Source organism: Rhodobium orientis (assembly GCF_003258835.1).
Classification (GTDB): Bacteria; Pseudomonadota; Alphaproteobacteria; order Rhizobiales; family Rhodobiaceae; genus Rhodobium; species Rhodobium orientis.
This window is the reverse complement of the sequence record NZ_NPEV01000091.1, coordinates 1-10,041: the sequence shown is the minus strand read 5'-3', so window position 1 is coordinate 10,041 and position 10,041 is coordinate 1. Positions and strand designations below refer to the sequence as shown.

Genomic DNA, 10,041 nt, shown 5'->3' with positions numbered 1-10,041 from the left:
CGCTTCGACCACCCGTGCGAGATCCGTCATCGTCTCAAACTCCCATTCCAGAACTGCCGTTCGATAGATCGTTTTGCACCAATGCGAAATCCCCCTGGCGCCCCGGAGCGTCGTTTTTCCGTGCTGCGGCCGGCAGAAATCCGTGGCGGCGAGCGGTATTACGCGGATACGTTGCCACGATGCTGCCGCCGTCCCGCCGCTTTGCTGCTTGAGTTTTCCTCTATCAGGCGGCGATATGGAACATCCGGCATGCAGCGCGGGGGCGTTGCGGCCATACGACCATGGGGCAATACGGGGCGTTTGCGGAAATGAAGGCGGCAGCACGCCGGACATGGCTGACGGGGCGCGGGGGAGCGTCGGCGCTTGCCGCGCTGCTTCTGCCCGTCCTTGCCGGCGCCGGCCTTGCGGCCGATGCGGACTGCCCCGAAGCGCCGCCGCTGTCGAAAGACGCTGCCGTTGTCGACGTCCTGGACGGCGCGACCGTTCGGCTGTCGGACGGGCGCACCGTGCGCCTTGCCGGTCTCATGCCGCCGCTGGCGCCGCTCGACCTTGCGCCGGGATTGCCCTGGCCGCAGGGCGCGGCCGCGCGGCAGGCGCTTCTCGATCTCGTCACCGATCGCGCCGTGCGGCTCGCGGACATCGCCGATACGCCGGACCGGCATGGCCGGCTTGCCGCCCGGCTTTACGGGCCGGACGGTGCGTGGATCGGCGGCGCGCTCGTTGGCGCCGGTCACCTCATCGTCGCGCCGGAGGGCGGCCGGGCGTGCCGCGAACGGCTCCTTTCCCTTGAAGCATCGGCACGGGCGGCCGGACGCGGCGTCTGGGCGGCCCCGTCGGCGTACTTCGCGCGGGCGGGAGACGGGGAACTGCGCCGGCGCGCCGGCCGTTACATGGTGGTGGAGGGCCGGATACGGTCCGTGGGGGCCGGGCGACGCCTCACCTTCCTCAATTTCGGCGACGACTGGAGAAAAGACTTCACCGTCCTCCTATATTCATCGGGGCGCGGGGGATCGGCAACAGCGGACCGGAAATCGCTTTCGGGTGCCCGTATTCGCGTGCGTGGCTGGTTGGAATCGCGCGGCGGAGCGCTTATTCGTGTGAATTCTCCGGACGGAATCGAACGACTCGATCCCGCGTCGGGCAGTTAAGGACGTGGGAATGACAACCGGCGGAACGACCTGGCAGAAGCTGCTGCGCCTTGGCGCCGTGCTGACGCTCGTCGTGGCGACGGCAGGTTGCCAGTTGTTCTCGCGCGGCGTCACGATTTCCGATCCGGTGATCGACACGCCGGGCCCGCCGACGGGCGAATCGACGATCGGCGCGCGCGAGCATCCGCGTGTCGTCGCCGCCTATGGCGGGGTCTATGAGGACCGCGGCGCGGAGCGGGCGATCGCGCGCATGGTCGGCCGGCTGGTCGCCGCCTCCGACAATCCGGCGCAGTCCTACCGCATCACCATCCTCAACTCGCCGGTGGTCAACGCCTTCGCGCTGCCGGGCGGCTATCTGTACGTCACCCGCGGCCTCCTGGCGCTCGCCAACGATTCCGCCGAGCTTGCCGCCGTCATCTCGCACGAGATGGCCCACGTCACCGCGCACCATGCGATCGCACGGCTGAAGCGGGCCGAGGCAACCGCGGTCGTCAGCCGTGTCGTCGCCAATGTGGTCGACGATCCGGAGCGCCAGAAGGAGGCGCTCGCCTCGGCCAAGCTCTCGTTTGCCCGGTTCTCGCAGATCCAGGAGCTGGAAGCGGACGCCGTCGGCGTCAAGACGCTCTCCAAGGCCGGCTACGACCCCTATGCGGCCTCGCGCTTCCTGAAGGCGATGGCGGAGTTCTCCAACGTCGTCTCGGCCCGCGGTGCCGGCGACCAGCCCGACTTCCTGTCCTCACACCCGACGACGCCGGAGCGCATCGTAAAGGCGCGCAACGCGGCCCGCGCGATCAACGCGCCGGGCTTCGGCGAGCGCGGGCGCGACGCCTATCTCAACAGCCTCAACGGCATGCTCTATGGCGACGATCCGCGCGAGGGCTTCGTCCGCGGCCGCTCGTTCCTGCATGCCGGGCTCGGCATCGCCTTCACCGTGCCGGGCGATTTCACGCTGGAAAACAGCAAGGAGGCGGTGCTTGCCTCCAACGGCAGCGGTACGGCGCTGCGCTTCGACGGCACCAACGTTCCGGCGTCCATGTCGCTCGCCGACTATCTGCGCTCCGGCTGGATCAACGGACTGATTTCGGAAAGCGTGCGCGACACCGAGATCGCCGGCCAGCCGGCCGCCACCGCGTCGGCCGTCGCCGAGGGCTGGTCGTTCCGCATCGCGGCGCTGAGGGCGAACGGCGCCACCTACCGTTTCATCTTCGCGACCCGCGAGCCGACCCAGTCCTTCGATCTTGCCTTCCGCACCACCATCTCCAGCTTCCGCATGCTGTCGGGGCGGGAGCGGGCCGAGCTGCGCCCCTTGCGCGTGCGTATCGTCACGGCGCGGCAGGGCGACAGCATCGACCGGATGGCGGCGCGCATGGCCGGCATCGCGCCCGACCGGCGGGCGGAGCTCTTCAAGGTGCTGAACGGGCTCGACGACGACAGCGAGCTGCAGCCCGGCATGCTGGTCAAGATCATCGCCGAATAGGCTGCGGCCTCATCGGACATTAAAAAACGCGCCGTTTCCGGCGCGTTTTTCGTTTTCGTCGACAAATGGCGGAGGGAAATGGGTCAGCCGACGAAGGCGGCCGGGTCGGCGTTTTCCTGCAAGAGCGCGGCGCGCAGCTTTTCGAGCGCACGGGCCTCGATCTGGCGCACGCGCTCCTTGGAGATGCCGAGCTTGGCGCCGAGGCTCTCCAGCGTCGCGCCCTCTTCGGTGAGGCGGCGCTCCCTGACGATCTTCAACTCGCGCTCGCTGAGGACGGTCAGGGCCGAGCCGAGCCACTGGGAGCGACGCTCCTTGTCGATTTCCGAGCCGACCGTCTCGTCGGGCAACGGGCCGTCGCTAACCAGGAAATCCTGGCGGTCGGCGCTGTTGCCGTCGGATTCGATGACCGGCGCGTTGAGCGACATGTCCGGGCCGGAAAGGCGCGAATCCATCAGCTCGACGTCCTTGCGCGAGACGCCGACCGCCAGGGCGATCTCGTCATAGGCGTTGGAATCGGGCTGGGACTGGCCGTTGACGGCGATCTTGGCGCGCAGGCGGCGCAGGTTGAAGAACAGCGCCTTCTGGGCCGAGGAGGTGCCGCCGCGCACGATCGACCAGTTGCGCAGCACATGGTCCTGGATCGAGGCGCGGATCCACCAGGTGGCGTAGGTGGAAAAGCGCACATCCCGTTCCGGCTCGAACCGGGCGGCCGCTTCCAGAAGGCCGACATGGCCCTCCTGGATCAGGTCGTTCATCGATAGGCCGAAATGGCGGAACTTGGCGGCAAGGGCAATGACCAGGCGCATATGGGCCGAGGTCAGCTTGTGGAGGGCTTGCTGGTCCTTGTCGTCGCGCCAGCGCACGGCGAGGGACTGTTCCTCTTCCTTGGTGAGATAGGGGGCGGCCATAGCCGCCTTGACGAACTGACGCCGTGGGCTAACTGGCTTTCGCATCGATCAATCTCCTATCCGCCGGTGCCGGATCACGTCGCGTGGGAGGCCGCGACCATATGATCTTACGTAGAAATGCGTCCGTCGGATCACGCATACGTATAATCACGCATGCGCTTTCCCGTATAGCACGGACGCATGAGTCCATAAAGATGAAAAAAACGGGGGCCGGTTTGGTTCCCGGCCCCCGCATATATTTTTTCGAGATACTCTGCCGGGCGTGCCGGCAATCGCGTGTCCGTCAGGCGCGTGTCCGTCAGGCGGCCTCTTCCTGCTCGTCCTCGCCGTCTTCCTCGCCCTTGCGGCCGCGCTTGGGGCCCTTGGCAAGGTTCTGCTCGATCTCGCGGATGGCCTCGGTCTCGGAGATCCGGTTGACGGCGGAAATCTCGCGGGCCATGCGGTCGAGGGCGGCCTCGTAGAGCTGGCGTTCCGAATAGGACTGCTCGGGCTGGGTGTCGGAGCGATAGAGGTCGCGGACCACCTCGGCGATGGCGATGAGGTCGCCGGAATTGATCTTGGCCTCGTATTCCTGGGCGCGGCGGCTCCACATGGTGCGCTTCACGCGGGCGCGGCCGCGGACGGTCTCAAGGGCCTTGTCGACCTGCTTGGCGTCTGCCAGCTTGCGCATGCCGACATTGGAAACCTTGGTGATCGGCACCCGCAACGTCATCTTGTCTTTTTCGAAATTGATCACGAACAGCTCCAGCGACATGCCGGCAACTTCCTGCTCCTCGATGGCCGTGATCTGGCCGACGCCGTGAGCGGGATAGACAATGTACTCGTTGGTCTTGAAACCCTGACGCTGCATGTTCTTCTTGGCGGTGGATGCCATACGCTTGGTAACTCCTGCGCGTTGGTCGGCGGCGATTTTGCCGACTTCGGGCTGCTGCGGCCGCCGCATGGGCCGCGCAGCTATTGCGGCGCTTCGGGGAGCGGAACCCGGTGTTCGTCGCCCGGGCCGAAAAGCCCGCGCGGCACCTGGAACCCTAGCGCCGATTGATCAGTCGAAAGGGGAAAAAGACCTGCCTTCCAAGTCTGGTCGGTTGCAGCAGACACGACATCGTCATTGTCGCTCCCTTGAAGCAACGGCCAAAAAAAACCTCCTTCTGGAGGGGGAGAAAGGCAGCCGAATTCCGACTGTGTATTGAAGATAGCACAAATTAAGGAAAATTCAAGGGATTCCGCGCTGCCACAAAGCCCTTGTGACAGCTCGGTTAAACCTTGAGGACGCTCGGTCGGCGAAATTGAGTCGAATGCGTCCGGTATCGTTTACGCCCGCTCCAGGAGCGGGCCGGCGGCGCCGTTGGCCGCGCGATCAGTCGCCTTCGCCGGCTTCCGGCGAGAAATATTTGTCGAGCTTGCCCTCCATGCCGTCGAACTTCTCGGCCTCCGGCATGGCGTCCTTCTTGGCCGTCAGGTTCGGCCACTTCTCGGCATATTCCGCGTTCAGCGTGACCCACTTCTCAAGGTCCGGCTCGGTGTCGGGCTTGATCGCCTCGGCCGGGCATTCCGGCTCGCAGACGCCGCAGTCGATGCATTCGTCCGGATGGATCACCAGCATGTTCTCGCCCTCGTAGAAACAGTCCACGGGGCAGACCTCGACGCAATCGGTGTATTTGCATTTTATGCAGTTATCTATGACGACATAGGTCATTGCGTCGGTCTCCAGATATTCGGCGTTCGATATGCACCTTTGGGCATGCTTCGCTGGTCTGACTAGCCCGATCGGAGGCCAAGTGCAAGCGGCGCCGCGCCGCAGGCAGGGTGATTTTTTTCAACGGGTTCTGGATCATTCCTCGCCGTGGCGGAAGGCGTCGATGCGGCGCCGTTCGCGCTTGGTCGGGCGGCCGGCTCCATGCTCGCGCTGGCCCGGCGGCAGGGGCCGTTCCTCGCGCGATCGCTTGATCACCGGCGGGCTGAGGTCCTCATAGAGTTTTTGTGCTTCCGGGGCCGGGCCGCGGCGCTCGCCGAGGCCGAGAATGCGCAGCACCTTGACCTGGCGCTCCAGGGTGATGGTGAGGACGTCGCCGGGCTTTACGGTCGCGCTGGCGCTGGAGATCTTTTCCCGGTTCTTGCGGACGCGGCCGGAGACGGCGAGCTTCTGGGCAAGGGTGCGGGTCTTCACCACGCGGGCGAACCACAGCCACTTGTCGATCCTGAGCCGCGCGGTGCCGGTATCGACACCGCCGGTGGCTTCGGGTCCCGCATCCGCCGCCATCATCCGGTCAGCCCTTGTCGTTCTGCTTCTCCAGGTCCTTTTTCAGGGCGGCGAGGGCGGCAAAGGGCGAATCCGGATCCGGCTGCTTTTCGGGCCGCCGCTCGCGCGGCTTCGACGGGCCGCCATCGCCGCGACCTGGGCCGCCGCGATTCGGACCGCCCCGGTTCTGGCCGCCCCGATTCTGGCCGCCGCTCTGGCCACCGCCGGGCTTTCCCTTGTCGTGGCGGTTGCGGTTCCGGGCACCCTTGCCGTCGCCGGCGCCTTCCGGCTTGTCTCCGCGCTGGCGTTCGCCGCCGGCCTCCGGCCGCTCGCTCGGCTCGCCGCGCTTGCCGCGATGGCGACCGGGCTTGCCCTTGCCATGGCGGTTGCCGCGGCTCGGGCGCCAGATCTCGACGATTTGCGGTTCCTCGGCGGCGGGCGCCGCTTCGGCAACCGCTTCGGAGGAGGCGCTTTCTTCGGCGGTTGCTTCCGCAGGTGCGGGTTCAGGCGTTGGCGTCGCGGCGTCTGCCGCCTCGGCAGCCTGTTGCGCCGGGGTGGCGGGCGAGACCGCGGCATCGGCGGCTGTGGTCTCGGGCGCTGCCTCGGCCGGAGCGGACGCGGCCGGTTCGGCTTCTTCGGCTGTTGCTTCGTCGGCGACCGTCGCCCCGCCGGCGGTCTCCCCGGCGGGAGCGGGTTCCTCGGGGACCTCGGTGGTCTCCTCGGCAGGCGCTTCAGCGCTTTCGGTCTCTGTCTCTTCAGGCGCGGCGTCTGGGATTGCTTCAGCCGCGGCGGCCGTGGTGTCGGCCGGCGTTTCGGCCGCGGCGGCCTCCTCGGCCGGTGCATCGCTCGCCTCTGCCTGCTCGGCGGGCTCCTTCGGCGCCTGGGGCTCGACCTTCCGGCGTTCGCGGCGATAGCCGAGCGCCGTCAGGATCGAGGCGAAGTCCTCGCCGGAACAGCCGAGCAGCGAGGTCATGGCGACCGTAACGGTGAAGCCGCCGCCTTCCGGGATCGCACCCTCCGGCGGCTCGCCGGCGGCCGGGTTCGGGCGCCAGCCGATCAGCGGGCGGGTCAAGTCTGCCAGTCTTTCCAGGATGTCGATGCGCACGGCGCGCTCGCCGCAGGGCTTGAAGCCGACGAGGCGGTAGATGGTCGCCGGGATTTCCTTGTCGACCGGCACGGAGGTGCGGCCCGAGGCGGAAAGCTGCGGCAGTTCGACAAGGCCCGGCGTGTCGTCGTCGGCATTCTTCAGCGCCCAGAGCTGGACGATGAGCCGGCTCGGCGCCGGCTTTAAGAGGGCGGGCAGGTAGATGTGGTAGGCGCCGAAGCGCACGCCGTAGCGGCGCAGGACCGCGCGCGCCTCCTGGTCGAGCTGGCGCACGTCTTCTGCCACTTCCGGGCGCTCGACGGTGCCGAGGTTCTCCACCAGCCGGAACGCGATGCCGCGCGACAGGCCGGTGATGTCGGCGGCGTCGCGCAGGTCGATCAGCGGCTTCAAAAGGGTCTCGATGGTATGGCCCGCGAACAGGTCGAGGCGCTTCTGGACCATGTCCCGGTGGGCGCCGGTGAGCTGCTCGTCGGCCAGCACCACGACCTGGGGCTTCAACAGGTCGTCGGAGGCGGCGAGCTTGCCGACCAGTTCGCCGCGCCAGCGCAACGCCCCCTCGTCGGTCAGCACGATGTCCTCGTTCGGCGCCTTTTCCAGCCGCTCGGCGCGGGCGACGATCTCGCTCGCCAGGGCCTGCTGGGCGGCGGCCCTCAGCGCCTTCATCTCCGAGCCGTTGGCATTCGGGTCCGGGGTGAACCGGAACCCGTGAAGAAGACCGACATGCTGTCCCTCGACAGTCACGTCGCCGGTCTGGTTGATCTCAGCTTCGAGCATGGCCTTTTCCCGGAGTCGCCTCATTAACACGCTGGTTCGCCGGTCGACGAAACGCTGGGTGAGTTTTTCATGCAGGGCATCGGACAAACGGTCCTCGATGTCTCGGGTGCGTTCCTGCCAATGCACCGGATCGCGCAGCCAGCCCGGACGGTTGGCGACATAGGTCCATGTCCTAATATGCGCGATGCGATTGGACAATGCATCGATGTCGCCGTCCATGCGATCGGCAAAGGCGACCTGGCCGGCAAACCAGTCGTCGCCGACCCGTCCCTCGCGGGCGAGATAGCCGTAAAGGGTGGTGATCAGCTCGGCGTGGTTGGCAGGCGCGATCTTGCGGTAGTCGGGCACCTGGCAGACGTCCCAGAGCAGCCGGACCCGGCGCTCGTCGGCGGCCATTGTCGCGGTGTCGTCGTCGCGCAGGGCATATTCCAGCGAAATGAGATCGGTGCCGGGCGGGGCGCGGGTCAGGCCCTCCTCGCGCGGCGTCACGTCGAGCGAGGCGCGCAGCGCGTCGACGCTGGCGAAATCCAGCGCGGAATTGCGCCATTGCAGGGTGCGCATCGGCAGGAAGGCGTGGTTCTCCAGCGATTCCACCAGGTCGTCGTCGAACGGGTCGACGCGGCCGGTGACGCCGAAGGTGCCGTCGCGGGTGTGGCGGCCGGCGCGGCCGGCGATCTGGCCGAGCTCGGCCGGGGTCAGCGGGCGGTACTGGTAGCCGTCGAACTTGCGGTTGGCGGCAAACGCCACGTGGTCGACGTCGAGGTTGAGGCCCATGCCGATGGCGTCGGTGGCGACCAGGAACTCCACCTCGCCGGACTGGAAGAGGGCGACCTGGGCGTTGCGGGTGCGCGGTGATAGCGCACCGAGGACGACGGCGGCGCCGCCGCGCTGGCGGCGGATCAGTTCGGCAATGCCGTAGACCTCGTCGGAGGAAAAGGCGACGACGGCGGAGCGGGCCGGCAGCCGCGTGATCTTCTTGGCGCCGGCATAGGCAAGCACCGACATGCGCGGCCGGGTGATGACGTTGAGGCCCGGCAGCAGCCGTTCCAGCAGGCCGCGGACGGTGGCGGCGCCGAGCAGCAGGGTCTCGCTCTGGCCGCGCAGATTGAGGATGCGGTCGGTGAAGACGCGGCCGCGCTCGAAATCGGCGGCGAGCTGGACCTCGTCGATGGCGACGAAATCGGCGTCGGTCTCGCGCGGCATCGCCTCGACGGTGCAGACATAGTAGCGCGGCTGCGGCGGGACGATCTTTTCCTCGCCGGTGATCAGCGCGACGGCATCCTCGCCGACCCGGGTGCAGATGCGCCCATAGACCTCGCGGGCGAGCAGGCGCAGCGGCAGGCCGATCACGCCGGAGGCGTGGCCGATCATCCGTTCGATGGCGAGGTGGGTCTTGCCGGTATTGGTCGGGCCGAGAACGGCCGTGACGGTGCGGGCCCGAACCGACCGCGGCAGCGGCGCCGCGTCACTTTTCAAAGTCATCCGGATGTTCGTATTCCGCTCGGTCTCAGGTTTTCAAGGGAGCGCTTGGCCAATGCGACTTCCGGCCGCCTGCCGGCAGAAGCGGTAAAAGCGTCCAGCCCGCTGTTACGCCCTAGCACATTCCGGGTCGGTCTGTCTCTCTCATGCTTTCCGGCGCATCTGTCGCGCAACCGGAACGAGTCTTGAACAAAAGGGGGGCGAATCGGTGACTCGCACAGATTCAGGATTCGTTCCGCTTTTCCCGGCTGTGGCTGTCAAGCAGCCGTGCGGTTTACCGAATTGCTAACGGTGGCAAGGGCTTGCGTCGGCAACCGGTTAACGAAGAGATCAGGGGCGGAACGCAGCATGGACGAATCGGTTCCGGCCCGGTGTTCCCGTTTCGGCCCCGTCCCATCTTGTAGCCGGCGAAGGATCGGGCGCAACATCTGGGAACGGCGCCCGACGGCGCCCGGCGCTCGCCGTCGTTGCCGTTAACCCTCCTGTGCCGATACGGAACAGAATACCGCTCCAGGAAAAAGATTCATGGTGAACAAAGGGTTGCGGCAGCCGTTCGATCTGTCGAAAAGTCGTTAACGCCTGGACCGGGAGGGGAACGGAGCCGGCACGAATCATTTTCCCTGGCCGGTTTCGGTTTCGTTCCCGGCGATATCCGGTGCGCGTTTCCCTGGACCCACAAGATGTGGATCGGCGGCTGCGGCCGGGGTCGGCGAGGGGTTTGTCGCCGTTAACCTTTTCGTGTCGATACGGGAATTCCCGGGAGTTTGCACGTTCGCCGCGGCGCGCCGCGGATTTCAACCTATTCGTGTGCGAAAATAGGGGCGGGTAGAGGAAATGCGCGCCGAAAGGGCCGCCCAAGCGCGGGCCGGAGCCGGGGGGCAGGCTTCAAAGGACGAGGAGGAGAGCGGCGT

General features: G+C 67.0%; 8 protein-coding genes. 2 read left to right on the top strand and 6 right to left on the bottom strand.

The features are described 5' to 3' along the window. The coding region (locus tag CH339_RS25025) for a hypothetical protein (protein WP_210207392.1) at window positions 1-333 on the bottom strand (333 nt) is incomplete at its 3' end. Here CH339_RS25025 and CH339_RS23110 point away from each other — a divergent pair. Beyond that, on the top strand, window positions 309-1,148 hold the full coding sequence (locus CH339_RS23110; protein WP_111436773.1) for a thermonuclease family protein: 840 nt from the start codon (window positions 309-311) through the stop codon (window positions 1,146-1,148). The genes CH339_RS25025 and CH339_RS23110 overlap by 25 nt on opposite strands. Before the next feature lie 10 nt (window positions 1,149-1,158). Next, window positions 1,159-2,625 carry a M48 family metalloprotease gene (locus CH339_RS23105; RefSeq protein WP_111436772.1) on the top strand — a complete coding sequence of 489 codons (1,467 nt, stop codon included), beginning with the start codon at window positions 1,159-1,161 and terminating at the stop codon, window positions 2,623-2,625. A gap of 83 nt (window positions 2,626-2,708) precedes the next feature. On the opposite strand, the gene CH339_RS23100 is transcribed toward CH339_RS23105, so the two are convergent. The 5 genes from CH339_RS23100 to CH339_RS23080 all read right to left on the bottom strand — a co-directional run bounded on the left by CH339_RS23100 (window position 2,709) and on the right by CH339_RS23080 (window position 9,133). Then, window positions 2,709-3,578 (bottom strand): RNA polymerase factor sigma-32, encoded by an 870-nt coding sequence (locus CH339_RS23100; protein WP_111436771.1) that lies wholly within the window; start codon window positions 3,576-3,578, stop codon window positions 2,709-2,711. Between the two features lie 253 nt (window positions 3,579-3,831). Further along, window positions 3,832-4,407: a CarD family transcriptional regulator gene (locus CH339_RS23095; RefSeq protein ID WP_111436770.1), complete on the bottom strand. Its 576-nt coding sequence runs from the start codon at window positions 4,405-4,407 to the stop codon at window positions 3,832-3,834. A 483-nt stretch (window positions 4,408-4,890) separates the two neighbouring features. Beyond that, the gene (fdxA, locus tag CH339_RS23090) at window positions 4,891-5,229 is read right to left on the bottom strand and encodes a ferredoxin FdxA (RefSeq protein ID WP_111436769.1); all 339 of its coding nucleotides are present in this window, start codon (window positions 5,227-5,229) and stop codon (window positions 4,891-4,893) included. 135 nt (window positions 5,230-5,364) lie between these two features. Continuing rightward, window positions 5,365-5,793 carry an RNA-binding S4 domain-containing protein gene (locus CH339_RS23085; RefSeq protein WP_111436774.1) on the bottom strand — a complete coding sequence of 143 codons (429 nt, stop codon included), beginning with the start codon at window positions 5,791-5,793 and terminating at the stop codon, window positions 5,365-5,367. Between the two features lie 7 nt (window positions 5,794-5,800). Beyond that, window positions 5,801-9,133: a helicase-related protein gene (locus CH339_RS23080; RefSeq protein ID WP_111436768.1), complete on the bottom strand. Its 3,333-nt coding sequence runs from the start codon at window positions 9,131-9,133 to the stop codon at window positions 5,801-5,803. Window positions 9,134-10,041: the final 908 nt, after the last annotated feature.

Coding starts and splice junctions, on each gene's coding strand:
- CH339_RS23110 (WP_111436773.1), top strand. CDS start 309: ATGAAGGCGGCAGCACGCCGGACATGGCTGACGGGGCGCGGGGGAGCG.
- CH339_RS23105 (WP_111436772.1), top strand. CDS start 1,159: ATGACAACCGGCGGAACGACCTGGCAGAAGCTGCTGCGCCTTGGCGCC.
- CH339_RS23100 (WP_111436771.1), bottom strand. CDS start 3,578: ATGCGAAAGCCAGTTAGCCCACGGCGTCAGTTCGTCAAGGCGGCTATG.
- CH339_RS23095 (WP_111436770.1), bottom strand. CDS start 4,407: ATGGCATCCACCGCCAAGAAGAACATGCAGCGTCAGGGTTTCAAGACC.
- fdxA (WP_111436769.1), bottom strand. CDS start 5,229: ATGACCTATGTCGTCATAGATAACTGCATAAAATGCAAATACACCGAT.
- CH339_RS23085 (WP_111436774.1), bottom strand. CDS start 5,793: ATGGCGGCGGATGCGGGACCCGAAGCCACCGGCGGTGTCGATACCGGC.
- CH339_RS23080 (WP_111436768.1), bottom strand. CDS start 9,133: ATGACTTTGAAAAGTGACGCGGCGCCGCTGCCGCGGTCGGTTCGGGCC.